Raw genomic sequence first — 26,009 nt, 5'->3', positions numbered from 1 at the left:
AGACCTGCCGGGGCCTCGTAGTCCTCAGGCGGCCAGCGCGGCCACCGGAGGAGTCTTCGCCGCCGAGCGCGCCGGCAGCACCGAGGCGCCCAGGCCCGCCGCGACGGCACCGACGGCGCACGCCGCGACGTACAGCCACGGAACCACCAGGCTCAGCTCGCCCCCGCCGCCGAACACGACGGCGGAGCCCGCCCAGCCGTACAGCAGCCCGAGGGCCACACCCAGGACGGTGCCCACGAGCGCGACGAGCACACCTTCGACCATGAGCGAGCCGCGCAGCTGGCCCCGGGTCATCCCGACCGCCCGCAGCAGGGCGTGCTCGTGCCGCCGCTCGATGACCGAGAGCGACAGGGTGTTGGCGACGCCGATGACGGCGATGACCACAGCGACGCCGAGCAAGCCGATCACGATGCCCAGCAGCGTGTCGATGATCTGGTCGTACGCCTCGCGCTCGGCGGCGGCACCCGTGGTCCACGGCACCGTCCCGGAGGCGCTGACCTCGGTGAGCCCGTCCTGAACGGCCGCCACGGTCGCGCCGGCCGACGCGTCCGGAGTGAGCCGGGCCCAGACGTCGGTCACCGGGGCATCGGCGTCCAGCCCGACCAGCGCGGCACGACTCACCACGACGGTCCTGCCGCCGTCCTCGAGCAGCGTGACGCCCGCGACCACCTCGCCGGACGGCCCTTCGAGCCGGACCGATCCGCCGTCGGCGACGTCCAGCTCGGCGGCGACGTCCTGGCCGAGGAGGACCGTCCCGCCGCCGAGTCCGGCGAACATGTCCGCATCGCGCAGCACCGCCCGGTCGCGGGCGTCCATGCCGGACACCGTGAGCTCCGTGCTCGAGCCGCCCGAGAACACGGTGGCCGTGGTCGTCGGGATCGCGACCGCCTGGGCGACGCCCTCCGTCTCGGCCACGGCTCGGACCTGTTCCGTGGTGAGTGCCTGCCCCTGCCCGGAGACCATGACGTCGACCGGGAAGTGCGAGTCGAGCGTGGCGTCGAGCGTCGCGCGGGAGCTGGCGGCGCCGGTGGCCATCATGGTCACCAGCGCCACCCCGATCAGCAGGGCCGAGGCGGTGGCCGAGGTGCGCCGCGGGTTGCGGCCGGCGTTCGCCGCCGCCAGCCGGACCGTGGAGCGTGAGCCTCGCGCGACGCGCGCCCACACGGCACCGGCCGCCCGCACGACGTGCGGGACCAGGAACACGGCGCCGACCAGCACGCCGGCGAAGGAGATCATCCCGCCGAGCACCCCCACGCCCAGGGACAGCACCACGGTGAGGTCGTCCTCGGTCGACAGCGCGGTCGCCACGGCGCCGACCAGCAGCAGGGTGCCGAACGCGACCAACGCGATCGACAGCGCCCGGCGGAGGCGTCCGCCCCCCGCGCGGGAGCCCGGGTCCTGCGCAGGCCGCAACGCGCTGACCGGCGTGACCCGGGTGGCCGCCCGAGCGGGAGCGAGTGCGGAGAGCAGCGTGACGGCCGTGCCGGTCAGCAGGGGCACGACGATGGTGGCGACGGACGGCGTGATGACCTCGGGGACCGGGATCGCGAGGTCGGCGCGGGTGAGGAACCACAGGGCGCCCTGGCCGAAGGCGAGACCGACCGCGATCCCGCCGAGCGAGGCCAGCCCACCGAGCAGGACGGACTCGACGAGCACCGACCGGTGGACCTGCGTCCGGGTCGCCCCGACGCACCGCAGGAGCGCGAGCGTGTTGCGACGCTGCGCGACGAGCACCTGGAACGTGTTGGTGATGACGATGCCCGCCACGAAGAGCGCGACCGCCGCGAACGCCAGCACGATGCCGACGAGCATGGAGGTCCCGCCGGTCAGCTCCGCGGCCCTGGACTGCGCCTCCTCCTCGGCCGTGCGGACCTGGGTCCCCGGGGTGGTCGACTGCGCCGCGTCGGCGAGGTCATCGGGGCTGACGCCGTCCGCGGCGGTGAGCAGCACCGAGTCGTAGCCGAGCTCACCGCCGCCGGCCAGCTGGGCCCAGCCCTCGGCGAGCGGCCGGTCCACCAGGATCGTCCCGACCGGCGCCACGATGGCGGGCGGGTCGGTGATCGTGCCGGAGACGGTCAGGTCTTCCTGCAGCGCCGTCGTGCCGTCGGCGGCGGCCGCCTCGGCACCGACCGTCACGGTGTCGCCGATCGTGACGTCCAGGCGCTCGGCCGTGCTGCGGGTCAGCGCGACCTCGCCGTCGCCCGGTGCCGATCCGTCGGCGATCTCGTACGGGTCGAGGGCCGCCACGCCGGCCACCGGGGTGACGAGGCCGGCGTCGCTCCGCCCGCCCGAGGTCACCTGGCCGTAGATCTGGACGGTGCCCTCGGCCTCTCCGCTCTCCGGCAGGTTCGCCAGCTTCTCCACCTCGGCCGGGCCGAGCGGCTCGTCGGGCGAGCGGAGCACCACGTCGGCGTCGGCGAGGCTCGCCGTGACGGCGCGCTCCGTCGTCGAGGTGATGAGCGAGCCGCTGAGCAGCGTGGCCGTGACGAACGCGGTGGCCACGATGATGGCGATCCCCGCCGCGGTGAGGCGGCCGGCGCTGCGGCGCATCTGCGCCAGGGTGAGCCGGATCATCGCGCGGCCACCTCCGGCGCACCGGCGCCGCGCAGCGCGTCCAGTCCGGCCAGCACCGAGTCGGGGGTGGGGTCGGTGATCTCGCCGGCGACCCGGCCGTCCGCGAGCAGCACCACGCGCTGGGCGTAGGCGGCCGCGGCCGGGTCGTGCGTGACCATGACGACCGTCTGGCCCAGCTCGCGCACGCAGGTGCGCAGGAAGGAGAGCACCTCGGCGCCGGCGGCCGAGTCCAGGTTGCCGGTCGGCTCGTCCGCGAAGACGACGTCCGGCCGGGTCACCAGGGCACGGGCGATCGCCACGCGCTGCTGCTGCCCGCCGGAGAGCTCGGACGGACGGTGCGTCAGGCGGTCCTGCAGGCCGAGGATGCCGACCAGCTCGCCGAACCACGCCCGGTCCACGGAGGTGCCCGCCAGCTCGCAGGGCAGGGTGATGTTCTGCTCGGCCGTGTACATGGGCAGCAGGTTGAACGCCTGGAAGACGAACCCGACGCGCTCCCGGCGCAGCAGCGTCAGGCGCTTGTCGTCCAGGGACGTCAGGTCCGTGCTGCCGAGGTACACGCGTCCCGCCGTCGCCTCGTCGAGGCCGGCCAGCAGATGCATGAGGGTGGACTTGCCGGACCCGGAGGGCCCCATGATGGCCGTGAACTCCCCGGCGGCGAACGCGACGTCGACGCCGCGCAGGGCGTGGACGGCCACGTCACCGCTGCCGTAGATCTTGGCGAGGCCGACGGCGCTCGCGGCTGGCACCTCGTTCATGACGCTCCTTCTGCTGCGTGGGTCGGCGGGATCGCCGGCACGAACGACGCTACGGAGCGTGCGGGTCGGCGTCGTCGGGCCGTGGTCTGGTCCGCACGTCATCCCTGGGGCGGACGGCGGCGCGCCCCGCCTCGATCCCGAGGGCGACGGCCGCGACCGCAGGGCTGACGCCCGACACCGACGCCGACGACCGACGCCGACGACCACGGTGGACGGTCAGCCGCCGGGGCTCACCAGACCGGTCTCGTACGCGAGCACGACGGCCTGTACCCGGTCCCGCGCGCCCAGCTTGGCGAGCACGCGACCGACGTGCGTCTTGACCGTCGCCTCGGCCACGTAGAGCTCGCCGGCGATCTCGGTGTTGGACCGTCCGCGCGCCATCAGGACGAGGACCTCGCGCTCGCGCTCGGTGAGCCCGTCGAGGACCGCGGGGGAGGAGCGCTCCTCGCTGGGCAGCACGGTCGCGAGGTGCTCGATCAGCCGCTTCGTCGAGGAGGGTGCGATGACGGCGTCGCCGCGGTGCACGGTGCGGATGGCGGTGAGCATCTCCTCCGGTGGGGCGTCCTTGAGGAGGAACCCGGAGGCGCCGGCGCGGATCGCGTGCAGCACGTACTCGTCGAGGTCGAAGGTGGTGAGGATGACGACCTTCGGTGCGTCGCCGGGGGCGTCGGAGCCGGTCAGCGACGCGGTCGCCGCCAGCCCGTCCATGGTGGGCATGCGCACGTCCATGAGCACCACGTCCACCGAGTGGGATCCGAGCAGGCGCAACGCCTGCGCACCGTCGCCGGCCTCCAGGACCACCTCCATGTCCGGCTGGGAGGCGATCACCATGGCGAAGCCGGCCCGGACGAGCTGCTGGTCGTCGACGAGGGCGACGCGGATCGGGTTCTGCGTGGTCGGGGCTGTCACGGTCTCACTGTCCGGTGTGGCCGGCCGGCTGGCCGGGCTGGTGGGTGGGGTGCTCGGGCGGTCCAGGTGGCCCGCCGTCGGTGGCGGGAAGGGGGATCTCGGCCCGGACGCGGAAGCCGCCGCCGGGCCGGGGCCCGGCCCACAGCGTGCCACCGAGCAGCGTGGCCCGCTCGCGCATGCCGAGCAGGCCGTGCCCGTGGCCGTCGGAGGACGACGCCGCGCCCCGCCCGTCGTCGTCGACCTGGACGACGAGGGACGCGGGCAGCCACTGCTGCAGCACGGTCACCCGGGCTCCCGGCCCGCCGTGCTTGAGGACGTTCGTGAGCGCCTCCTGGACGATGCGGTAGACGCCGAGCCCCACCCCGGGCGGGAGCGTCCGGGCCGTTCCCGCCCGGACGAGCGAGACGGAGGTGCCGGCGCCGCGCACCTGCTCCAGCAACGGCTCGAGGTCGCCGCTGTCCGGCAACGGCCGGCGCTCGCCGGGCGCGGGCTCACCGCCCGGTCCGGCAGCCAGCTCCGTGCGCAGCACCCCGAGGATGCGCCGCATGTCCGCCAGGGCGTCACGGCCCATGGTGGAGATCGTCTCCAGGGCGCGCTCGGCGGCCGCCGGGTCGGTGCGGGCGGCGTACCGTCCGCCGTCGGCCTGGGCGATGACCACCGAGAGGGAGTGCGCGACCACGTCGTGCATCTCGCGCGCGATGCGGGTGCGCTCGGCGGCCGTCGCGATCTGGATCTGCTGGTCCCGCTCGACCTCGAGCCGGCGAGCCCGGTCCTCGAGCGAGGCCAGCCGCTCGACCCGTCCGCGCCGTGCCAGGGCGATCGCCCAGGTGGCGAAGACCATGGCCGCGACCATGAGGAAGCCGCTGCCCAGGGCGGAGAGGTTGGCCAGCGCCTCGACGGGTCCGCCGGCGAGCAGGACGCCCATCAGCAGCGCGCCGCAGAGGGCCCCGGCCAGCGCGAGACGGCGCGACACCTTCTCCCGTGGCTCGGTGTGGACCGTCACCGAGTACAGCGCCACGAGCACCAGCACGTCCGTGCTGAGGATCCGAGCCCCGGCGGCGAAGTGCACGAGCGCGGCGGCGTAGATCGCCACCGCGGAGGGGACCGGGCGGGTGCGGCGCCACGCCAGCGCCGCGCACTGGACCGCGGCGCAGAGCATCGCGATCCCCGCGATGGCGGCACCCATGATGCCGCCGCCGTACGGCGGCAGACCGTACCCGACCCCCATGACCAGCGCCGGCAGACCGGTCACAAACGCCGCGACGACGGCGACGGCGGTGTCGACGCGCTGGTACGACCGCGGGTCGCGCAGGCGGGCGAGCAGCCGCGCGATCCTCTCCATGGAGCCCAGCGTAGAGATGCGGCGTCCGACGGCGGGTCGTCCCCGGGGTGGGCACGGGGTACGACCACGGTCGCACGTCGCGGCCCGGTGGGTGGGGGTGCGCGGGGGAGGACACCGCGCCCGCCGGCGGCCGGGGCGTGGGTGGTGTGCGACATCATGGACCCGTGAACGCGCGCGCCCGGAGTGAGCAGGATGAGCAGGCCGGTGGGTCGGGAGCCGCCCCGGTTGCCGGTGACGCTACCGAGCGCCCGGCTGCCGACGCCGAGGCCCGTCAGCGGTGGGCGGACCTCGCCGAGCAGCTCGAGGTCGCCCAGTTCAACTACTACGTGCGGGACGCACCGACGATCTCCGACGCCGAGTACGACGCGATGCTGCGGGAGCTGGAGGCGCTCGAGGAGGCCCATCCGGACCTCCGCGTGCCCTCCTCCCCGACGCAGCGGGTGGGCGGGACCTACTCCACGGAGTTCGCCACGGTCGAGCACCGCCGGCCGATGCAGAGCCTCGACGACGTCTTCTCGCTCGAGGAGCTGCGCGAGTGGGCGCGGCGGGTGCACACCGAGCTGGGACGCACCGACGTCGCCATGACCTGTGAGCTCAAGGTGGACGGGCTCGCCGTCAGCCTGCTCTACGAGCACGGCCGGCTGGTCCGCGCCGCGACCCGCGGTGACGGGCGCACCGGCGAGGACGTTACCCTCAACGTCCGCACCATCGACTCCGTGCCGCAGCAGCTCGACGGCGACCATCACCCGGCGCTCATCGAGATCCGCGGCGAGGTCTACTTCCCGGTCAGCGCCTTCGAGGCGCTCAACGCCTCGCTCGTGGAGGCCGGCAAGCCGCCGTTCGCCAACCCCCGCAACTCCGCCGCCGGGTCCCTGCGCCAGAAGGACCCGCGCGTCACCGCCTCCCGCGCGCTGGAGATGGTCGCGCACGGCGTCGGCGCCGTGGAGTGGGGACCGGAGGGGCCACCCGAGCGCTGGTCCTCCATGTCCGACCTGTACGACCTGCTCGCCTCGTGGGCCATCCCGGTCTCCCCGCGGACGCGGCGGGTGGCCTCGCTCGACGAGGTCGAGGAGATGATCGCCCACTACGGCGAGCACCGGCACGACGTCGAGCACGAGATCGACGGGATCGTCGTCAAGGTCGACTCCTTCGCCCGCCAGCGCCAGCTCGGCTCCACCTCGCGAGCCCCCCGCTGGGCCGCGGCCTACAAGTACCCGCCCGAGGAGGTCAACACCCGCCTGCTCGACATCCGCGTCCAGGTGGGCCGGACCGGACGGGTGACCCCCTATGGCGTCATGGAGCCGGTGCTCGTGGCCGGATCGACCGTCTCCCAGGCGACGCTGCACAACGCCAGCGAGGTACGTCGCAAGGGCGTCCTCATCGGTGACACCGTCGTGCTGCGCAAGGCCGGGGACGTGATCCCGGAGATCGTGGCCCCCGTCGTCGACCTCCGTGACGGCACCGAGCGCGAGTTCGTCATGCCCGCCGAGTGCCCGTCCTGCGGGACCGGCCTGGCCCCGGCCAAGGAGGGCGACGTCGACCTGCGTTGCCCGAACGCGCGATCCTGCCCGGCGCAGCTCACCGAACGCGTCTCCCACATCGCCTCGCGCGGCGCGCTCGACATCGAGGCGCTCGGCGGGGAGGCGGCACTCGCGCTCACCGACCCCGAGGCGGCCCGCGACCGCGTCATCGACGCGCGCCTGCTGGCGGCCGGGCACGAGGAGACCGACGACGCCGACGCCCGCGCGGCAGCCGACGCGGAGCTGCCGGACCGCCAGACGCCCGTGCTGGAGACCGAGGCGGGACTCTTCGAGCTGACCGCCGAGGACCTGAAGGACGTGCGGATCTGGCGGGAGATCCGCAGGCAGGGTCAGGGGACCGGCGAGTGGGAGCAGCGGCCGTTCTTCTGGACGATGCCGAAGCTCAAGGCGGACGGCACCGTCAAGGAGCCCGCGAAGCCCACCGCCACCACCGAGCGCATGCTCGCCGAGATGGACAAGGCCAAGGCGCAGCCCCTGTGGCGGGTCCTCGTCGCGCTGTCCATCCGCCACGTCGGTCCGACGGCGGCACGCGCCCTCGCTTCCGAGCTCGGCTCGCTGGCCGCCATCCAGGACGCCGACGTCGAGCGTCTCGCCGCCGTCGACGGCGTCGGTCCCACGATCGCGGAGTCCCTGGCCGAGTGGTTCACGGTCGACTGGCACCAGGAGATCCTGCAGCGGTGGCAGGCCGCCGGCGTGCGCACCGCGGACGAGCGCGACGAGTCGCTGGTGCGCACCCTGGAGGGCCTGACCGTGGTCGTCACCGGTTCGCTGGCGGACTTCAGTCGCGACTCCGCGAAGGAGGCGATCGTCTCCCGCGGCGGCAAGGCGGCCGGCTCGGTGTCCAAGAAGACCGACTTCGTGGTGGTGGGGGACGGCGCGGGGTCCAAGGAGGCCAAGGCCCGCGAGCTCGGCCGCCCGATCCTCGACGAGGAGGGGTTCGTCGCCCTGCTCGAGGGCGGGCCGGACGCCGTGGCAGACCGCGTGCAGGAGGAGGACGGAGGAGCATGACCGCACCACCGCTCACCGTGGCACCCGCCGAGCCCGGCGAGTTCCCCGTGCTCGGCGACATCGGGGTCCGCGCATACCGCTCCGCGGGCTACACCGACGCCGGACTGAACGACGAGTACGCCGATGCGCTGCGTGCCGTCGAGGAGCGCACCACGGGTGGGGGCACCGTGCTCGCCGCCCGCACCGGCGCGGGCGCCGTCGGCTCCGTCACCCTCGCCCCCGCCGGGACGCGCTGGGCCGACCTGGCACGGACCGGCGAGGTCGAGGTGCGGATGCTCTCGGTGGCGCCGCACGCCCAGGGTCGCGGCGTGGGTGAGTCGCTCATGCGGTCTGCGGAGACCTGGGCCCGGGACCACGGGTACCAGGCGCTGGTGCTGTCGGTGGTGAGCAGCGGCGGCCGGAGCACGCCGCACCGCCTCTACGAGCGGCTCGGCTACCGGCGGGACCCGTCCCGTGACTACGTCGGCTGGTGGCACCCGCGGCCCAGGATGTGGTTCTACGAGCTGCCGCTGACCGGCTCCCGCTGAGCCCGCGCTCGCAGGACGTCAGCCTCCGGCACCGGTACCCTGCCACGGAGGAAGGGGGGAGACCGGTGGACGAAGCACCGATCTGGACCCGCAGTGCCGCCCGCTTCGACGACGTCGTCCGCGGCACCGGGGGAGTCCGGAGCACCACCGCCACCCGGGTGCACCGGCGCGCCGCTGCGCCGCCCGTCGGATCCGCGGTGGTCGTCACGCTCGCCGGCGCGGCCGCCGTGTCCGCCGTCGTCGTCGCGGCCTCAACCCTCGGCGCCACGGGCGGGTCTGCGACGCAGCAGGTCGCGATCGACAGCAGCACAGGGGACGGCGCAGTGACCCGGTCCGTCGAGCAGGTGGACCACGGCCCCCCGCAACGTGCGGACACCCCGGACGCGCCGTGGGAGGCGGCGTCGTTCACCGAGTTCGCGGCCCGGGCCAGCGCGCCCACCGCGCCACAGTCGGTCGAGATGATCGACACCGGCGTCCCCGCCGCCTCTGCCGTACCCGAGGCCGCGGAGGTCCCCGACCCGCCGGCCGAGGACCCGCCGGCGCCGCAGCCGGCCGCTCCCGCCGAGCCCACCGAGGATGCGACGCAGGAGCCGGCAGAGGAGGTGGAGCCGGGCCAGGAGCAGCCGCGGTGGCCGGCTGACTGGCCCCAGCAGCCGGCCTGGCCGCCGTCGGGCCCGGTCGAGGAGGACGGCCCCGGTGACGGGGGAGGCTGGGACGACCCGGACGGGTGGGACCGCGGCGACGGCTGGGACTGGTCGGACGGCTGGGACGGCCGGCGCTAGAGCAGCGGTCCGAGGGGTTTCAGCAGTCGCTCGCCGATGCGCGGCAGCAGGCCGCGCCGCTGCCACTCCTCGAGCGTGAGCTCGCGGCAGTTGGTCAGGTCCCCGGTGAAGATCGTCTCCATGTGCTCGGCGAGCTCGCGGTCGAAGAGCTCGAGGTTGATCTCGAAGTTCCCCGTCATGGACAGCCGGTCGATGTTGGTGGTGCCGACCGTGGTCCACCGGCCGTCGACCGTCATGGTCTTCGCGTGGACCATCGCCTCCTGGTACAGCCAGATCGTGACGCCGGCCTCGAGCAGCCGGGTGTAGTAGGTGCGTGCGGTCCAGTCGGCGACCACGTGGTTGGACACCTCCGGGATGAGTACCTTCACGTCCACCCCGCGCCGCGCCGCCTTGGCGAGCCCGGACAGGATCTCCCGGTCCGGGATGAAGTAGCCCTGCGTGATGTAGATGTGGTGCTCGGCCCGGTCGATCGCGTCCAGGTAGATCCCACGCACCGGGAACAGCAGCCGCGCCGGGTGGTTCTGCGCCGCACGGATGCGGGCCTCCCAGGACCGCGCCCCACGGTCGGGGATCTCGGGGTGGTGACGCTTGCGGTGGTCGTTCCAGAAGTCGACGAAGGCGTTCTCCAGCTCCCACGCCGAGGGGCCGTCCACCCGGATGTGGGTGTCGCGCCACCGGGTCGCGTACAGATCGCCGATGTTGTAGCCGCCCACGTAGCCCGACGTGCCGTCGACCACCAGGACCTTGCGGTGGTCGCGGCCGGTCTTGCGGACGTCCAGCGTGAGCAGGCCCGGCCGGAAGAACGGGAACTTCAGGACGTGCAGGTTCGGCATCTCCGGGAACTGCTTGAACGACGGCGGCACGACGCCGTTGCCCCAGCCGTCCAGCACGACGAAGACCTGCACGCCCCGTCGCGCGGCCGCCAGCAGCGCCTCCTTGAACGCGTGACCGGTCCGGTCCGCCTTCCAGATGAACGTCTCGAAGTAGATGGTGTGCTCCGCCGAGGCGATCCGGTCGAGCATGTCCGCGTAGAGGTCGGCCCCGTAGGTGAACGTCGTGACCTGCGAGCCCGCCACGTCCACCGTCCTGGGCTCGGTGTGCGGGAAGAGCCCGGAAGGCGGCTTGCGGCGCTTGCGCACCCGGTCGACCGCGAGCACGGTCGCCACCGCGGCGGCCTGGAGCGTGACGACGCTGCCGGCGTACCACCGCACCGCGCGCCACACGTCGCGCGCACGGGGGCGTGGCAGCCTGATGAATCGCCCGGGGCGAGCAGCACGCATGGACAGCACTCTAGGCAGAGCGGCACGGGCGGCACCTGCGCATTTCCTGGTTCTGCCGCTGGGCGCCCGCACGAGTCTCCGGCCGCGGCCTGCGCGACGCGACGACGTTGCCGATACTGGTGAGGTGATCTCCATCGAACTCGCCCGCTCGCTCGCCGGGGCCGGCCTGCGATGGCAGCCGTCCTCCGGGGACCGGTTCACGATCGACCAGCCGGCTCTCGAGGGCGAGGTCTTCACCGTCTCGGAGATGACCGTCGAGGCGCATGCCTTCCCCACCGGGACCGTCCTCGGCTTCAACGGCACCACGGAGTGGGCGCTGGACTCCGTGACGCTCGAGGAGACGATCTGGTTGCCCCGCGAGGACCAGCTCCGCGAGCTGCTCGGAGCTACCTTCCGAGTCCTGGAGCGTGACGACGGGCTGTTCCGGGTCCGCGCCGCCTTCCCGGTGACCGGGGGCCTCGAGGAGGTCGAGCACGCGGCTCCCGTGGCGGACGACGCCTACGGTGCCGCGCTTCTGGACCTGGTGCGCCGCTCGACCGGCTGACGGCGACCCGGGGGCGGGACAGCGACGCGGTGACGGGCGCCTAGAATCGACGCCATGTCCACCATCTCCTCGCAGGAGGTCGCGCGCGTCGCGGCCCTCGCCCGGATCGCGCTGACGGAGCAGGAGGTCGACCGGCTCGCCGGCGAGCTCGACGTCATCGCGAACGCCGTGGCCCGGGTCAACGAGGTCGCGACCCCCGACGTACCGGCGACCTCGCACCCCGTCCCCCTGACCAACGTCATGCGTGAGGACGTCGTGACCACGCCGTTGCCGGTCGACGAGGTCCTCGGCGGTGCCCCGCAGGCCGAGGACGGCATGTTCGCCGTCCCGCAGATCCTCGGGGAAGACGCATGAGCGCGGGGAGCGCCGGCGAGGACCTGACCCGGCGGACCGCGGCCGAGCTCGCGGAGCTGCTGCGCGCCGGCGAGGTCTCCAGCGTGGAGGTCACCCGGGCCCACCTGGACCGGGTGGCCGCCGTCGACCCGGCCGTGCACGCCTACCTCCACGTCAACACCGACGAGGCGCTCGAGGACGCCGCCCGGGTCGACGAGCGCCGGGCCGCCGGGGAGGATCTGCCCGAGCTGGCCGGGGTCCCGATCGCCGTCAAGGACGTCGTGGTCACCCGGGGCCAGGTCACGACCGCGGGCTCGAAGATGCTCGAGGGCTGGGTCCCGCCCTACGACGCGTCGCTCGTGACCGAGCTGCGCCGGGCGGGCATGCCGATCCTGGGCAAGACCAACATGGACGAGTTCGCCATGGGGTCGAGCACCGAGCACTCGGCCTTCGGCCCGACGCGCAACCCGTGGGACCTGGACCGGATCCCGGGCGGCTCGGGCGGCGGTTCGGCGGCGGCCGTCGCCGCCGGGCTCGCACCCCTCGCGATCGGGACGGACACCGGCGGGTCCATCCGTCAGCCCGCCGCGGTGACCGGCACCGTCGGGGTCAAGCCGACCTATGGCGGTGTCTCGCGCTACGGGCTCATCGCGCTCGCGTCCTCGCTCGACCAGGCGGGCCCGGTCTCCCGGACCGTGCTGGACTCGGCGCTCCTGCACGAGGTGATCGGCGTCCACGACCCGCTCGACTCGACCTCGCTGACCGACCCGGCCACCGGCCTGGTGGCCGCCGCCCGCTCGAGGGACCTGGCCGGCATGCGGGTGGGCGTCGTCACCGAGCTGGGGGGCGAGGGCTACCAGCCCGGCGTGCGTGCCGCGTTCGACCACGCCGTCGAGCTGCTCCGCGGGGCCGGTGCCGAGGTCGTCGAGGTCTCCTGCCCGAGCTTCGACTACGCCCTCGCGGCCTACTACCTCATCCTGCCGGCGGAGGCCTCCTCCAACCTGGCGAAGTTCGACGGCATGCGGTACGGGCTGCGGGTGGAGCCGGCGGACGGGCCGGTCACCGCCGAGACCGTCATGGCGGCCACCCGCGGAGCCGGCTTCGGGGACGAGGTCAAGCGCCGCATCATCCTGGGCACGCACGCCCTCTCGGCCGGCTACTACGACGCCTACTACGGCTCGGCGCAGAAGGTCCGCACCCTGATCCAGCGCGACTTCGCCGCCGCGTTCGAGCAGGCGGACGTGCTCGTCAGCCCGACGGCTCCGACCACGGCGTTCCGGTTCGGCGAGAAGGTCGACGACCCGCTGGCGATGTACCTCAACGACGTCGCCACCATCCCCGCGAACCTCGCCGGCGTGCCCGGGCTCTCCCTGCCGTCCGGGCTCAGCGACGACGGGCTCCCCGCCGGCTTCCAGGTGCTCGCGCCGATCCGCGAGGACGCCCGGCTGTACCGGGTCGGCGGCGTCCTGGAGCGGATGCTGACCGAGGAGTGGGGCGGCCCGATCCTGGACAAGGCCCCCGAGCTGGAGGTCACGGCATGACCCAGCCAGACGCGACGACACTCGTGGACTACGACGACGCAGTGCGCCGGTACGACCCCGTGCTCGGGATCGAGGTGCACGTCGAGCTGGGCACCGCGTCCAAGATGTTCGACGGCGCACCCCAGACCTTCGGGGCCGCGCCGAACACGGCCGTGACCCCGGTCTCGCTCGGCCTGCCCGGCGCCCTGCCGGTCGTCAACGGCAAGGCCGTGGAGTACGCGATCCGCATCGGGCTCGCGCTGAACTGCCGCATCGCCGAGATGTGCCGCTTCGCCCGGAAGAACTACTTCTACCCGGACGTGCCGAAGAACTTCCAGACGTCCCAGTACGACGAGCCGATCGCCTTCGACGGGTACCTCGACGTCGAGCTCGAGGACGGCGAGATCTTCCGGGTCGAGATCGAGCGGGCGCACCTGGAGGAGGACGCCGGGAAGAACACCCATGTGGGTGGCTCCGGGCGCATTCACGGGGCGGAGTACTCGCTCGTCGACTACAACCGTGCCGGTATCCCGCTGGTGGAGATCGTCACCAAGCCGATCACCGGCGCGGGTGAGCGCGCCCCGGAGGTGGCCCGGGCGTACGTCTCGGCCCTGCGGGACATCTTCCGGACGCTCGAGGTCTCTGAGGCCCGCATGGAGCGCGGCAACGTCCGTGCCGACGTCAACGTCTCCTTGCGGCCCGCGCCGGATGCGCCGCTGGGGACCCGCACCGAGACGAAGAACGTCAACTCGTTCCGCTCGATCGACCGGGCCGTGCGTCACGAGATCTCGCGCCAGGCCGGGGTGCTGGACGGCGGTGCGGCCGTGGTCCAGGAGACCCGACACTGGCACGAGGACACCGGCGTGACCTCGCCCGGCCGGGTGAAGTCCGACGCCGAGGACTACCGGTACTTCCCCGAGCCGGACCTGGTGCCGCTCGCGCCGTCGCGGGAGTGGGTCGAGGAGATCCGCGCGTCGTTGCCCGAGCTGCCCGCCGTGCGACGGCGTCGCCTGCAGTCCGAGTGGGGCTTCACCGACGCCGAGATGCGGGACCTGGTCAACGCCGGGGCCACCGAGCACATCGCCGCCACGATCGCGGCCGGCGCGAGCCCCGCCGCCGCGCGCAAGTGGTGGATGGGGGAGCTGTCCCGCACGGCGAAGGCCGACGGGGTCGCCCTCGAGGCCCTGCCGGTCACCCCGGAGCAGGTGGCCCAGCTGCAGGCGCTGGTGGACGATGGGCGCCTGAACGACAAGCTCGCCCGTCAGGCGCTCTCCGGTGTGCTCGCCGGCGAAGGTTCGCCGGAGGAGGTCGTCGCTGCCCGTGGCCTGGAGGTCGTCTCGGACGACGGCGCGCTCGAGGCCGCCGTCGACGAGGCCCTCGCAGCGAACCCCGACGTCGTCGAGAAGATCCGCGGGGGCAAGGTGCAGGCCGCCGGCGCCATCGTCGGGGCCGTCATGAAGGCCACCCGTGGCCAGGCCGACGCGGCCAAGGTCCGCGAGATCCTCATGTCGCGGGTCGGCTGACCGGGGATGCGTCGCGGGCGGTAGGCTCCTTTGGAAGTAGCATTCCGGATGTCGGAACATTAGATCTCGGCTCGCACCGCGGCGCCGGAAAGGAACATCGATGGGCGACACGCCCCGGAGCAGTCAGCACGGCCTGCCCAGCCCCAGCTACACGATCACCCTGCGGGTGGAGGTGCCCGCCTCGCAGCGGGCCACCAGCACCCTGGTGCATGCCGTCGCGGAGGCCGGCGGAGCCGTCATGGGCGTCGACATCGTGCACTCCTCGACCACTGCGCTGACGGTCGACGTCACGTGCGACACCGTCGACGCCGAGCACGGCGAGCAGGTGCGTGAGTCGCTCGACCGCCTCGAGGGCGTCCGCGTGCTGAAGATGTCGGACTCGACGTTCCTCATGCACCTCGGCGGCAAGCTCGAGGTGAACCCCAAGGTGCCGCTGAAGACCCGTCGCGACCTCTCCCGCGCCTACACCCCGGGCGTCGCCCGCGTCTGCCTGGCCATCGCCGACAACCCCGAGGACGCGCGCAGGCTGACCATCAAGCGGAACACCGTGGCCGTCGTGACGGACGGCACCGCGGTGCTCGGCCTCGGTGACATCGGTCCCGCGGCCGCGCTGCCCGTCATGGAGGGCAAGGCCGCCCTGTTCAAGCAGTTCGCCGGCGTCGACGCGTGGCCGGTCTGCCTCGACACCAAGGACACCGACGAGATCATCGCCATCGTCAAGGCGCTCGCGCCGGCGTACGGCGGGGTCAACCTCGAGGACATCTCCGCGCCCCGCTGCTTCGAGATCGAGGCACGCCTGCGCGAGGAGCTGGACATCCCGGTCTTCCACGACGACCAGCACGGCACGGCGATCGTGGTCCTCGCGGCCCTCATCAACGCGCTGAAGGTCGTCGGCAAGTCGATGGCGGACGTCCGGATCGCCGTCTCCGGCGTCGGCGCCGCGGGCTCGGCCATCATCAAGCTGCTGCTCGCCCAGGGTGCTCGCCACGTCGTCGGCTTCGACCGGCGCGGATCCCTGCACGAGGGCGTGCGCAACGGTGACGCGCACCGCGACTGGATCATCGAGCACACCAACCCCGAGGGCTTCGCAGGTTCGCTGCAGGACGGCCTCGAGGGGGCCGACGTCTTCATCGGCGTCTCCGCCGGGAACATCCTCACCGGTGCGGACATCGCCCGGATGAACGACGGCGCGATCGTCTTCGCCCTGGCGAACCCGACGCCGGAGGTCGACCCGATCGCCGCCGGCGAGACGGCCGCGGTCGTGGCCACCGGACGGAGCGACTACCCGAACCAGATCAACAACGTGCTGGCCTTCCCCGGGCTGTTCCGCGGCCTGCTCGACGTCGGCGCGACCGAGATCTCCGACGAGCTGCTGCGCGTGGCCGCCGTCGCGATCGCCGAAGTCGTCTCGGACGACGAGCTCAACCCCGCGTTCATCATCCCCGGCGTGTTCGACAGCCGCGTCGCCGAGGCCGTCGCCGAGGCGGTGCGCAGCGAGTCCGAGCAGCACCTCGCCTCCACGAGGTCCGGCACGGACGACCGGGCCGCGCTCTACGCGACGGAGCCGGCGACCGGGCCGGCCGTCGGGTCGGCGCTCTGAGTCCCACCGCGACCGGTGACTGACGCCATGACGCGCGTGCTGCTCGCCCCGGACAAGTTCAAGGGGTCCCTGGGGGCCACAGCGGTCGCCGCACGGCTGGCCGCCGGCCTGCGGAGCGTCGGCGTCGAGGTCGACGAGCTGCCGGTGGCCGATGGCGGGGACGGCACGGTCGAGGCGGCGCTCGCGGCCGGCATGCGTGAGGTCGCCCTGACCGCCACCGGCCCGCTCGGTGAGCCGGTCCGGACCCGCTACGCCTTCGACGGCGAGACCGCCGTGGTGGAGATGGCGGCCGTGACCGGGCTCGAGATGCTCAGGCCCGACGCGACGACCGCCCGCCGTGCGACGTCCCGTGGTCTCGGCGAGGTCCTCGTGAACGCGCTCGAGGGTGGTGCGCGCACGGTGGTCATCGGCGTCGGCGGGTCGGCCAGCACCGACGGTGGCGCCGGGATGCTGGCGGCCCTCGGGGCCACCCTGTCCGGCCCCGACGGGGCGCTGCCGGACGGCGGTGACGCGCTGCGGCGGCTCGCCAGTGTCGGCCTCGACGGGCTGCACCGGCGCCTGGGCGAGGTCGACCTGGTGCTCGCGAGCGACGTGGACAACCCGCTGCTCGGCCCGCACGGCGCCGCCGCGGTCTACGGACCCCAGAAGGGCGCCGACGCCGCGGCGCTCGCGGATCTCGAGGAAGGGCTCGCGTGCTGGGTGGACCTCCTCGAACGGGTCCGCCCGGGCGCTCGTGACCTGGCGGGGTCCCCTGGCGCCGGAGCGGCAGGCGGAGTCGGGTACGGATGCCTCCTTCTCGGCGCCCGGTTCCGACCCGGCGTCGAGGTGGTGCTGGAGCTCGCCGGGTTCGAGCGTCGCCTCGCGGGTGTCGACCTGGTGGTGACCGGCGAGGGGAGCCTCGACGAGCAGTCCCTGCACGGGAAGGCGCCGGTCGGCGTCGCCCGGGCCGCGGCGGCGCACGGCGTGCCCGCGGTCGCCGTCTGCGGACGTTCGACGCTCGACCCCCGCCGCGCACGTGAGGCGGGCTTCCGCTCGGTGCACGCACTGGCGGACCTGGAGCCCGACGTCGAGCGGTCCATGGCCCGGGCCGGCGAGCTCCTCGAGGAGCTCGGCACCCGCCTCGCGGCCACGCTCTGAGCACAGCCGCGTCGCGCGCTTCCGGCCGCCGCGTTCGCGTTGACCGGACCGGTCCGGCGATCTAGAGTTTCCACTGAGAAAACACTGGATTTCGCATGGCGGAAATTGGAGCACTGACGTGGCAACTCCGGACGGCCTGACGATCACCGGCGAGCTGGGCGAGCGCTACGACGAGGTGCTCACCCCGACCGCCCTCGAGCTCATCGCGACGCTGCACCGGCAGCTCGACGACCGACGCCTGGAGCTCCTCGAGGCGCGCGCCCGCCGCATCGAGGACCTGGCGAGCGGTGGAACCCTCGACTTCCTCCCCGAGACCCGCCACGTCCGCGAGGACGACAGCTGGCGCGTCGCGCCGCCCGCCCCGGGCCTGGCGGACCGCCGCGTCGAGATCACCGGCCCCACGGACCGGAAGATGACCATCAACGCGCTCAACTCGGGCGCCAAGGCGTGGCTCGCGGACCACGAGGACGCGAACACGCCTCAGTGGAGCTCCGTCGTCGGCGGGCAGCTCAACCTGCTCGACGCCATCAACCGGACCATCGACTTCACCGCCGAGAACGGCAAGACGTACGCGCTGAAGCCGGACGAGGAGCTCGCGACCATCATCGTGCGGCCCCGCGGCTGGCACCTGCCCGAGAAGCACATCCTGGTCGACGGTCGCGAGACCTCCGGGTCCCTGGTGGACTTCGCCCTGTACCTCGCCACCGCCGGGCTGCGGCAGATCGAGAAGGGCCAGGGCCCGTACTTCTACCTGCCGAAGATGGAGTCCCACCTCGAGGCCCGCCTGTGGAACGACGCCTTCGTCATCGCCCAGGACTTCCTCGGCATCCCGCGCGGGACCATTCGCGCCACGGTCCTCATCGAGACCTACCCTGCGGCGTTCGAGATGGAGGAGATCCTCTACGAGCTGCGCGAGCACTCCTCGGGCCTGAACGCCGGACGCTGGGACTACATGTTCTCGGTGATCAAGTCTTTCCGGACCCGCGGCACGCAGTTCCTGCTGCCGGACCGCAACGCGGTGACCATGACGGTGCCGTTCATGCGCGCCTACACCGAGCTGCTGGTGCGGACCTGCCACAAGCGCGGGGCGCACGCGATCGGCGGCATGGCGGCGTTCATCCCCAGCAAGGACGAAGAGGTCAACACGGCCGCCTTCGAGAAGGTGCGGGCGGACAAGACCCGGGAGGCGAACGACGGCTTCGACGGCTCCTGGGTGGCCCACCCGGGCATGGTCGAGCTGTGCAAGGAGGTCTTCACCTCCGTGCTCGGTGACCGGTCGAACCAGATCGACCGCACCCGCGAGGACGTGCAGGTCACCGCCGCCGAGCTGCTGGACGTGGCCTCCACCCCGGGCGAGTGCACGGAGGCCGGCCTGCGCAACAACGTCTCCGTCGGCATCCAGTACCTCAAGGCATGGCTCGGCGGGCTCGGCGCGGTCGGGATCTTCAACCTCATGGAGGACGCCGCGACGGCCGAGATCTCGCGGTCCCAGGTCTGGCAGTGGCTGCACAACGACGTGACGCTCGCCGACAGCGGCGAGAAGGTCACCCGGGAGCTCGTCGACCGGGTGGTCGCGGACGAGATCGCGAAGCTGCCGGGGGACCCGGCAGACTACGAGGAGGCGAAGCAGACGTTCCTCGAGGTGGCGGTCGCCGACGAGTACGCCGACTTCCTCACGCTGCCGGCGTACGAGCGCATGGCCTGACCGGTCCGGCACCGCGGTCCGGGGACGTCGCCGGACCGACGCCGCGCGTGCGGGAACCGACGAGGAGGTTGACGTGCTGGAGCGAACGGTGGGTCGGGGACCGGCCCGGGGTGTGCCATGTCCGCGCTGAGGACGGTCACCGACGAGCTCGCCGGGGTGCTCGGCCCGGACCGGGTCATCACCGACCGGCAGCGCCTGCGGACCTACGAGTGCGACGGCCTCGCCCAGTACAAGGTGGTGCCCGGCCTCGTCGTGCTCGCCCGGGACGCCGCGGACGTGCGCGCCGCCGTGCGGGCCTGCGCGCGGCACCGGGTGCCGTTCGTCGCCCGAGGCTCGGGCACCGGTCTGTCGGGCGGTGCGCTGCCCGAGGCGGAGGGCGTCCTCATCGTCATGTCCCAGATGCGTGACATCGCTCAGATCGACGCCGAGAACCAGCGCGCCGTCGTCGATCCGGGCGTCATCAACCTGCAGCTGACCGGCGCGACGAGCCCGGACGGGTACTACTTCGCGCCGGATCCCTCGAGCCAGTCCGTCTGCTCCATCGGCGGCAACGTGGCCGAGAACTCGGGCGGAGCGCACTGCCTCAAGTACGGGTTCACCACCAACCACGTCACCGGCCTGGACCTCGTCACCCCGTCCGGCGAGACGGTCCAGATCGGCGGCAAGGCACCGGACCCGCCGGGCTACGACCTGCTCGGCACGCTCGTCGGTTCCGAGGGCACGCTCGGCGTGGTGACGTCCGTGACCGTGCGACTGACCAGGCTGCCGCAGGAGGTCCGCACCATCCTCGCCGGCTTCCGCAGCGTCGACGACGCCGGAGCCGCCACCTCGGCGATCATCGCGGCCGGGGTGGTGCCGGCCGCGATCGAGATGATGGACGCCCTCGCCATCGAGGCGGCGGAGGAGGCCGTCCACTGCGGCTATCCCGAGGGGGCCGGGGCGGTCCTCGTCGTCGAGCTCGACGGCCACTCCGCCGACGTCGCGGGCGAGTTCGACGCCGCCGTGCGGCACTGCGAGGCGGCCGGCGCGTTCGAGGTCCGGGTCGCGGCGGACGACACCGAGCGGGCCCTCATCTGGAAGGGACGGAAGTCGGCGTTCGCCGCAGTCGGCCGCATCAGCCCCGACTACATCGTCCAGGACGGCGTCATCCCGCGCACGGCACTGCCGCAGGTGCTGCGGCAGATCGCGGAGCTCGGCGCGGAGCGGGGTGTGCGCGTGGCCAACGTCTTCCACGCCGGCGACGGGAACCTCCACCCGCTGGTCCTGTTCGACGACGCCGAGGAAGGCGCAGCCGAGCGGGCCGAGGAGGTCGCAGGCGGCATCCTCGAGCTCTGCATCGCCAACGGGGGCTCGATCACCGGAGAGCACGGCGTCGGGTCCGACAAGGCCAAGTACATGCCGAGGATGTTCACCGACGCGGACCTGGACACCATGCAGGACGTGCGCTGCGCGTTCGACCCCGACCGGATCTCCAACCCCGGCAAGGTCTTCCCGACGCCGCGGCTGTGCGGCGAACGGCCCGGCCGTCGCCAGGGTGCGCACCCGCTCCAGGAGGCCGGCGTGGCGGAGGTGTTCTGATGGCGGCGACCCCACAGGCACCGGTCGCCGACCTCGCGGCGCTCGGTCGGAGCCTGGACGGCGCCGGAGAGGTTCGTGAGGCCGGTCCGCGGGACGCCGTCGACGGCGTGCCGGCCACCGCCGTCGCCGGGCCGACGAGCATCGAGGCGGTCGCCGCCGTCGTGCGGGAGGCGACCACGCAGGGCCTGGTCACCGTCCCGCGCGGGGCCGGCACCGCCCTCGACTGGGGTGCGCCGCCCGAGCGGGTCGACCTGCTCCTCGACCTCACCGGGCTGAACCGCCTCGTCGAGCACGAGGCGGGTGACCTCGTCGTGGTGACCGAGGCCGGGCTGCCGCTGCGGGAGCTGCAGGAACGGGTCGCGGGCGCGGGCCAGGAGCTCGTCGCCGACGCGCCCCCGGAGCGGGTCTCGGCGGGGTCGACGGTCGGCGGGCTGCTCGCCACCGCGCCGTCCGGACCCCGGCGGCTGCAGCGGCTCGCGGTCCGTGACCTGGTCCTCGGCGCCACCGTGGTCCTCGCGGACGGCACGGTGGCCTCCTCGGGCGGCAAGGTCGTCAAGAACGTCGCGGGCTACGACCTGGCCAAGCTCATGACAGGCGCGCTCGGCACGCTCGGCGTGGTCGTCCGCGCGGCGTTCCGGCTCCACCCCGTCCGTCCAGCCCGGGCGGTCGTGCTGCGCACCGGGCCGCTCGAGGACGTCGCGGCCCTCGCCCGGGAGGTGGTCGCCTCCCAGCTGGCGCCGGCCGCCGTCGAGATCGATCGACCGGCCGGCAGCGACGAGGCCACCGTCGCCGTGCTCCTCGAGGGCACGGACGACGCGGTGGCCGCTCGCGCGGAGGAGACCAGTGGCCTGATCGGTGGGCGGGTCGCCGACCTGCCGGCGTGGTGGGGCCGCCTGCCGGGCGGGGATCTGCTCGCCAAGGCGACGGCGACCCTGACGGGTGTCGCGGACCTGCTCCGGGCGGCCCGGGAGGCCGAGCAGGCCCACGGCGCCGCCGTCGCGCTACGGGGAACCGCGGCCGGCGTCCTGCACGCCGGTGTCACGGCACCGGAGCACGACGCCGTCGCGTCCGTCCTGTCACGCCTGCGCGCGGCAGCGCCAAGTCCGCGCGACGGCACGGTGACCGTGCTCGTGGCACCGCCCGAGCTGCGCGCCGGACTCGACGTCTGGGGGCCGGTGGGCGGCCTGGAGCTCATGCGCGGCATCAAGGAGCGGCTCGACCCGGGCCGCAACTTCTCGCCCGGACGATTCGTGGGAGGTATCTGAGTGGCTCGGCCCAACATCACCAGCCCGCAGGGCCAGCTGGGCTCGGACCCGAGCGCCTCTGCGCCCACCGCGGCGGACGGGAGCAGGCCGGACGTGCTGGGCATGACGTCCGCGTTCGACGGACACCACCCGCCGTCCGCGGACCTCATCGACGACTGCGTCCACTGCGGCTTCTGCCTGCCCGCGTGTCCCACGTACACGCTGTGGGGCGAGGAGATGGACTCCCCGCGCGGGCGGATCTACCTCATGAAGGAGGGCCTCGAGGGCGAGCCGATGACGCCCGCCCTCGTGCAGCACATCGACGCGTGCCTCGGGTGCATGGCGTGTGTCACCGCCTGCCCGTCAGGAGTGCAGTACGACAAGCTCATCGAGGCGACGCGTCAGCAGGTCGAGCGGCGCGGCTCTCAGCATCGGTCCGCGGTCAACCGCGCCGTCCGGGAGGCGATCTTCGCGCTCTTCCCGCGGCCCGAGCGGCTCCGTCTGCTGCGCGGTCCGCTGGCCCTGTACCAGCGCACCGGCCTGAGCCGGCTCGTGCGCGGGTCCGGCCTGCTGGAGCGGCTCTCCCCGACGCTGGCGACCATGGAGGCCATCGCCCCGCCGGTCCAGCGGCAGGTCCGGATCCCGGAGATGGTGCGCGCTCGGAGCGAGAAGCGGATGACCGTCGGTCTGCTGCTCGGCTGCGTGCAGCGCGAGTTCTACCCCGGCGTCAACGCCGCCACGGTGCGGGTGCTGACCATGGAGGGCTGCGACGTCGTCACGCCGCCGGCGCAGGGCTGCTGCGGTGCGCTGTCGATCCACGCCGGCCGTGAGGAGGAGGGCCTGCGGTACGCCCGCGCGCTCATCGACGCCTTCACCGACGCCGGGGTCGAACGCATCGTCGCCAACTCGGCCGGATGCGGCTCGAGCATGAAGGACTACGCGCACCTGCTCGCCGACGACCCGGACTACGCGGAACGTGCCCGGGAGTTCTCGGAGAAGGTCCGCGACATCAGCGAGGTTCTGGTCGAGCTCGGGCCGGTCGCGGAGCGTCACCCGCTCCCGGTCACCGTCGCGTACCACGACGCCTGCCACCTCGGCCACGCCCAGGGCGTGCGGGTGCAGCCGCGCGAGCTCCTGCGGGGCATCCCCGGTCTGACGATCAAGGAGATCACCGAGGGGGACCTGTGCTGCGGCTCGGCCGGGATCTACAACCTCGTCAACCCGGAGCCCGCTCGGCAGCTCGGGGACCGGAAGGCGACCAACGTCGCGGCGACCGAAGCCGAGCTGCTGGTCACCTCCAACCCGGGCTGCCTCCTGCAGATCACGGACGCGCTGGCCCGGCAGGGCAAGCACATCTCGACGGCGCACATGGTGCTGGTCCTCGACGCCTCGCTGCGCGGCAAGGGTGTCGAGACGCTCCTGGACCCGCCGGCGACGCGCAGCCGTCGGCAGGCCGGGCCGTCCGAGAAGGGCGGGTGCGCCTGCGGCAACCCCGGCGGCTGCGGGGGCTGACGGCGGGCGCACCCGCCGCGGCAGCGGGCGACGCGCCGAGCGCGGGCAACGTGGCCGGTCAGGTCACGGGCATCCGCAGGTCGGGGTTGTCGACCTCCTTCATCGTCCTGAGCCGTACGGCCGTGACGGCCAGCGCCGCGATGACGGCAAGCAGCACGACGAGGCCCAGGTTGAGGCCGAAGCCGAAGACCCACAGGTAGCCGATCGCTCCGGCGGCGAGGCAGTAGTACGTCATGGGCACGACGGTGCGTCGGATGAGGTCACCCTCGCGCCCGAGCAGGCCGACGGTGGCGGCGGCCGCCACCACGTTGTGGACCGCGACCATGTTGCCCGCGGCCCCGCCCACCGCCTGCAGGGCGACGACGGTCTCCGGCGAGGAGGCACCGATGCCCTCCCCGGTCGAGAACTGGAACAGCGCGAACATCGTGTTGGAGACGGTGTTCGAGCCGGCCACGAAGGCGCCCAGGGCGCCGATGAACGGCGCGATCACGGGCCACCCCTGGCCGGCCACGTTGGCGGCCGCCTCGGCGAGCGTGATCGGCATGGACTCCAGCCCTGCCTCGTTGAAGTCGCTGCCTGAGTTGATGAAGATGCGCACGAGGGGCAGCGCCGTCAGCAGCGCGAACGCGGCGCCCGCGATCTGCCCGCCCGCGACCTTCCAGGACTCCACGATCTGCTGCCGGTTCATCCGGTGCAGGCCGTAGGTGGCGAGGCAGGTGACGAGGAAGATCGCGCCGGGGGAGTACAGCAGTGCGGTGTCCTGAGAGATCCCGGTCCCGAAGATGTTCTGCACCGGGATGACGGTGGTGACGTTGAGGAACTCCTGGATGGACGGCACGTTCCGCGTGACCAGCAGCAGGAGGGCCACGATGACGTAGGGGCTCCACGCCAGTGGCAGCGACATCCTCCTGGTCGTGGTCGCGGCCTCCGCCGCCGGGTTGACCGACCCCATCCAGCGGTCGCTCCAGCGCGCCCGCGGCGGGAAGTCCCAGGTCTCCTTCGGCATCAGGAAGCCCTTGGACGAGGTGTACATGACGACCACCAGGCCGACGAACCCGCCGAGGAGGGACGGGAACTCCGGACCGAGCAGGTACGCGACGGCCACGTAGGGGACGATCATGGCGAGCGCCCCGTACAGGCAGAAGGGAGCGACCGCCAACCCCGCCCGGAAGCTGCGCTTCTCGCCGAAGAAGCCGGTCAGCATGGTCGTCATGAAGAGTGGCACCAGGACCCCGACGATCGCGTGGACGGTTGCCACCTGGGTCGCGGTGTGGGCCACGAAGCCCATGCTGTCCAGCCCCAGCGCGTCCGCCCGCTCCTGGACCGCTGGGACGAGGTTCCCGTCGCTGCCGGCCAGACCCGTACCGATCCCGGTGATCATCGGCGTGCCGACGGCACCGAAGCTGACCGGCGTGGACTGGATGACGAGGCCGGCCATGACGGCGGCCATCGCGGGGAAGCCGAGCGCGAGGAGCAGCGGCGCGACGACGGCTGCCGGTGTGCCGAAGCCGGCAGCCCCTTCGATGAAGGAGCCGAAGAGCCACGCGATGATGACCACCTGGACACGGCGGTCCGCGCTGATGTTCGTGAAACCGGCACGGATGGCCGTCAGCGCCCCGCTCTTCGTGATCGTCTCCAGCAGGAGCAGCGCGCCGAAGACGATCCAGAGCAGGCCGACGGCGACGAGCACGCCTTGGACGATGGACGCCGCGATCGTCTGGACAGGCATCTGCCAGACGGTGAGCGCGATGATGATGACCACCACGAGCCCGACCGGCATGGCCTTCTTCGCCGGCCACCGCAGGCCGAGCAGCGTGCCGACGACAGCGATCGGGAGCACAGCGAGCAGTGCGAGGACCGCGAGGTTATCCATGAGCACTCCTGGGCCCGGCATCTTCGCCGGATCGGCAACATTTTCACATCACGGAAGTGGGACTCCACGCCGCGGTCAACATAGCACCGAGCTGCGCGAAGGGGACATCGTGTCGCGCGAATGCTGTGACGCAGGCCATGGCCACCACGTTTGACCCTCGGGTGAACGCTCTCCTAACATCGACATGTCACGCCGAGGAGGTACGGACACTCACGGTGGCCGGTCCCGCGCGACTCCCTGAACCAGGACGTGGATCCATCGCGCCCTGGGTCACGACTGATCGGCGTCTCTGCCTGGCGTTCGGCCCGACGGGCCGGATTGACACGGTAGGGCACATCGGTTAAGTTGATGCGGTTGCCCCGAGACGGGTTCGGCCTTCAACGGTCAGGCCCGTTCGGTGTGTGTCTGTTTTTTGAGAACTCAACAGTGTGCCAAGTTTTTTGATGCCATGTTTGGGATGCCTGTGCGGCCTGGTGGTTGTGTGGGTGTTCTGTTTTTTGGTTTGATGCGCCTGGCTGGTGCCCTTGGTTGGGTGTTGGTTGGGTGTGTTGGGCTGGGGTTTTTTCGTATGGATTGTTTCCTGCTGGCTTTTTTTGGGTTGGTGGGGGATGGTTTTGTTCGGAGAGTTTGATCCTGGCTCAGGACGAACGCTGGCGGCGTGCTTAACACATGCAAGTCGAACGATGAAGCTTCCAGCTTGCTGGGGGTGGATTAGTGGCGAA

The 26,009-nt window shown here is 72.7% G+C and carries 19 protein-coding genes and 1 rRNA gene; 14 read left to right on the top strand and 6 right to left on the bottom strand.

Annotated elements, in window-relative coordinates; translation table 11 throughout:
* Positions 1 to 24: 24 nt before the first annotated feature.
* The 4 genes from ACFQQL_RS14035 to ACFQQL_RS14020 all read right to left on the bottom strand — a co-directional run bounded on the left by ACFQQL_RS14035 (position 25) and on the right by ACFQQL_RS14020 (position 5,580).
* The gene (locus ACFQQL_RS14035; RefSeq protein WP_382395456.1) at positions 25 to 2,574 is read right to left on the bottom strand and encodes an ABC transporter permease; all 2,550 of its coding nucleotides are present in this window, start codon (positions 2,572 to 2,574) and stop codon (positions 25 to 27) included.
* Positions 2,571 to 3,329 carry an ABC transporter ATP-binding protein gene (locus ACFQQL_RS14030; RefSeq protein ID WP_382395454.1) on the bottom strand — a complete coding sequence of 253 codons (759 nt, stop codon included), beginning with the start codon at positions 3,327 to 3,329 and terminating at the stop codon, positions 2,571 to 2,573. Before ACFQQL_RS14030 ends, ACFQQL_RS14035 begins: the two co-directional genes overlap by 4 nt.
* Before the next feature lie 216 nt (positions 3,330 to 3,545).
* Complete coding sequence (locus ACFQQL_RS14025) at positions 3,546 to 4,238, bottom strand: response regulator (RefSeq protein ID WP_382395452.1); 693 nt, start codon at positions 4,236 to 4,238, stop codon at positions 3,546 to 3,548.
* A 4-nt stretch (positions 4,239 to 4,242) separates the two neighbouring features.
* A complete protein-coding gene (locus tag ACFQQL_RS14020) occupies positions 4,243 to 5,580 on the bottom strand; it encodes a sensor histidine kinase (RefSeq protein WP_382395450.1) in 1,338 nt (445 codons plus the stop codon).
* Positions 5,581 to 5,744: 164 nt separating this feature from the next.
* Here ACFQQL_RS14020 and ligA point away from each other — a divergent pair, with 164 nt between their 5' ends.
* The 3 genes from ligA (at position 5,745) to ACFQQL_RS14005 (ending at position 9,438) form a co-directional block, all read left to right on the top strand.
* Positions 5,745 to 8,129 (top strand): NAD-dependent DNA ligase LigA, encoded by a 2,385-nt coding sequence (ligA, locus tag ACFQQL_RS14015; protein WP_382395448.1) that lies wholly within the window; start codon positions 5,745 to 5,747, stop codon positions 8,127 to 8,129.
* Positions 8,126 to 8,656: a GNAT family N-acetyltransferase gene (locus ACFQQL_RS14010; protein WP_382395446.1), complete on the top strand. Its 531-nt coding sequence runs from the start codon at positions 8,126 to 8,128 to the stop codon at positions 8,654 to 8,656. The genes ligA and ACFQQL_RS14010 overlap by 4 nt, the downstream gene beginning before the upstream one ends.
* 65 nt (positions 8,657 to 8,721) lie before the next feature.
* Positions 8,722 to 9,438, top strand: a complete 717-nt coding sequence (locus ACFQQL_RS14005; RefSeq protein ID WP_382395444.1) for a hypothetical protein — start codon at positions 8,722 to 8,724, stop codon at positions 9,436 to 9,438.
* Here ACFQQL_RS14005 and ACFQQL_RS14000 read toward each other — a convergent pair.
* Positions 9,435 to 10,718, bottom strand: coding sequence for a phospholipase D-like domain-containing protein (locus ACFQQL_RS14000; RefSeq protein WP_382395442.1), 1,284 nt, complete (start codon positions 10,716 to 10,718; stop codon positions 9,435 to 9,437). The two genes, ACFQQL_RS14005 and ACFQQL_RS14000, sit on opposite strands and share 4 nt — an antisense overlap.
* 124 nt (positions 10,719 to 10,842) lie before the next feature.
* Between ACFQQL_RS14000 and ACFQQL_RS13995 the strand changes: the two genes are divergently transcribed.
* The 10 genes from ACFQQL_RS13995 (at position 10,843) to ACFQQL_RS13950 (ending at position 23,414) form a co-directional block, all read left to right on the top strand.
* Entirely contained in the window at positions 10,843 to 11,262 is a 420-nt protein-coding gene (locus tag ACFQQL_RS13995) for a pilus assembly protein CpaE (RefSeq protein WP_382395440.1), read from the top strand.
* 54 nt (positions 11,263 to 11,316) lie between these two features.
* A complete protein-coding gene (gene gatC / locus ACFQQL_RS13990) occupies positions 11,317 to 11,616 on the top strand; it encodes an Asp-tRNA(Asn)/Glu-tRNA(Gln) amidotransferase subunit GatC (RefSeq protein ID WP_382395438.1) in 300 nt (99 codons plus the stop codon).
* Positions 11,613 to 13,136 carry an Asp-tRNA(Asn)/Glu-tRNA(Gln) amidotransferase subunit GatA gene (gene gatA / locus ACFQQL_RS13985; protein WP_382395436.1) on the top strand — a complete coding sequence of 508 codons (1,524 nt, stop codon included), beginning with the start codon at positions 11,613 to 11,615 and terminating at the stop codon, positions 13,134 to 13,136. The genes gatC and gatA overlap by 4 nt, the downstream gene beginning before the upstream one ends.
* Entirely contained in the window at positions 13,133 to 14,638 is a 1,506-nt protein-coding gene (gatB, locus tag ACFQQL_RS13980) for an Asp-tRNA(Asn)/Glu-tRNA(Gln) amidotransferase subunit GatB (RefSeq protein ID WP_382395434.1), read from the top strand. The genes gatA and gatB overlap by 4 nt, the downstream gene beginning before the upstream one ends.
* A 100-nt stretch (positions 14,639 to 14,738) precedes the next feature.
* Complete coding sequence (locus tag ACFQQL_RS13975; protein WP_382395432.1) at positions 14,739 to 16,238, top strand: NAD-dependent malic enzyme; 1,500 nt, start codon at positions 14,739 to 14,741, stop codon at positions 16,236 to 16,238.
* Positions 16,239 to 16,265: 27 nt separating this feature from the next.
* A complete protein-coding gene (locus ACFQQL_RS13970) occupies positions 16,266 to 17,375 on the top strand; it encodes a glycerate kinase (RefSeq protein WP_382395430.1) in 1,110 nt (369 codons plus the stop codon).
* Positions 17,376 to 17,493: 118 nt separating this feature from the next.
* On the top strand, positions 17,494 to 19,080 hold the full coding sequence (gene aceB / locus ACFQQL_RS13965; RefSeq protein ID WP_382395428.1) for a malate synthase A: 1,587 nt from the start codon (positions 17,494 to 17,496) through the stop codon (positions 19,078 to 19,080).
* A gap of 117 nt (positions 19,081 to 19,197) precedes the next feature.
* Positions 19,198 to 20,658, top strand: coding sequence for an FAD-linked oxidase C-terminal domain-containing protein (locus ACFQQL_RS13960; protein WP_382395426.1), 1,461 nt, complete (start codon positions 19,198 to 19,200; stop codon positions 20,656 to 20,658).
* Positions 20,658 to 21,923, top strand: coding sequence for an FAD-binding oxidoreductase (locus tag ACFQQL_RS13955; RefSeq protein WP_382395424.1), 1,266 nt, complete (start codon positions 20,658 to 20,660; stop codon positions 21,921 to 21,923). Before ACFQQL_RS13960 ends, ACFQQL_RS13955 begins: the two co-directional genes overlap by 1 nt.
* Positions 21,924 to 22,025: 102 nt before the next feature.
* Positions 22,026 to 23,414, top strand: a complete 1,389-nt coding sequence (locus ACFQQL_RS13950) for a (Fe-S)-binding protein (RefSeq protein WP_465254063.1) — start codon at positions 22,026 to 22,028, stop codon at positions 23,412 to 23,414.
* Positions 23,415 to 23,472: 58 nt separating this feature from the next.
* Here the strand turns inward: ACFQQL_RS13950 and ACFQQL_RS13945 are convergent, their stop codons facing one another.
* Positions 23,473 to 25,287, bottom strand: a complete 1,815-nt coding sequence (locus tag ACFQQL_RS13945; RefSeq protein ID WP_382395420.1) for an L-lactate permease — start codon at positions 25,285 to 25,287, stop codon at positions 23,473 to 23,475.
* 615 nt (positions 25,288 to 25,902) lie between these two features.
* Between ACFQQL_RS13945 and ACFQQL_RS13940 the strand changes: the two genes are divergently transcribed.
* Positions 25,903 to 26,009: ribosomal RNA gene (locus tag ACFQQL_RS13940) — 16S ribosomal RNA — on the top strand; the annotation flags it as partial.

Source organism: Georgenia alba (assembly GCF_042665525.1).
Taxonomy (GTDB): Bacteria; Actinomycetota; Actinomycetes; order Actinomycetales; family Actinomycetaceae; genus Allobogoriella; species Allobogoriella alba.
Note: the sequence above shows the minus strand (reverse complement) of the source record. Positions and strands in the feature narration are given on the sequence as shown.

Excerpts from the sequence above, each read along its gene's own strand:
- ACFQQL_RS13955 (WP_382395424.1), top strand. The coding sequence starts at position 20,658 with ATGGCGGCGACCCCACAGGCACCGGTCGCCGACCTCGCGGCGCTCGGT.
- ACFQQL_RS14000 (WP_382395442.1), bottom strand. The coding sequence starts at position 10,718 with ATGCGTGCTGCTCGCCCCGGGCGATTCATCAGGCTGCCACGCCCCCGT.
- gatA (WP_382395436.1), top strand. The coding sequence starts at position 11,613 with ATGAGCGCGGGGAGCGCCGGCGAGGACCTGACCCGGCGGACCGCGGCC.
- ACFQQL_RS14035 (WP_382395456.1), bottom strand. The coding sequence starts at position 2,574 with ATGATCCGGCTCACCCTGGCGCAGATGCGCCGCAGCGCCGGCCGCCTC.
- ACFQQL_RS14010 (WP_382395446.1), top strand. The coding sequence starts at position 8,126 with ATGACCGCACCACCGCTCACCGTGGCACCCGCCGAGCCCGGCGAGTTC.
- gatB (WP_382395434.1), top strand. The coding sequence starts at position 13,133 with ATGACCCAGCCAGACGCGACGACACTCGTGGACTACGACGACGCAGTG.
- ACFQQL_RS13945 (WP_382395420.1), bottom strand. The coding sequence starts at position 25,287 with ATGGATAACCTCGCGGTCCTCGCACTGCTCGCTGTGCTCCCGATCGCT.
- ACFQQL_RS14020 (WP_382395450.1), bottom strand. The coding sequence starts at position 5,580 with ATGGAGAGGATCGCGCGGCTGCTCGCCCGCCTGCGCGACCCGCGGTCG.
- gatC (WP_382395438.1), top strand. The coding sequence starts at position 11,317 with ATGTCCACCATCTCCTCGCAGGAGGTCGCGCGCGTCGCGGCCCTCGCC.
- ACFQQL_RS13960 (WP_382395426.1), top strand. The coding sequence starts at position 19,198 with ATGTCCGCGCTGAGGACGGTCACCGACGAGCTCGCCGGGGTGCTCGGC.
- ACFQQL_RS13950 (WP_465254063.1), top strand. The coding sequence starts at position 22,026 with ATGACGTCCGCGTTCGACGGACACCACCCGCCGTCCGCGGACCTCATC.
- ACFQQL_RS13975 (WP_382395432.1), top strand. The coding sequence starts at position 14,739 with ATGGGCGACACGCCCCGGAGCAGTCAGCACGGCCTGCCCAGCCCCAGC.
- ACFQQL_RS14030 (WP_382395454.1), bottom strand. The coding sequence starts at position 3,329 with ATGAACGAGGTGCCAGCCGCGAGCGCCGTCGGCCTCGCCAAGATCTAC.
- ACFQQL_RS13970 (WP_382395430.1), top strand. The coding sequence starts at position 16,266 with ATGACGCGCGTGCTGCTCGCCCCGGACAAGTTCAAGGGGTCCCTGGGG.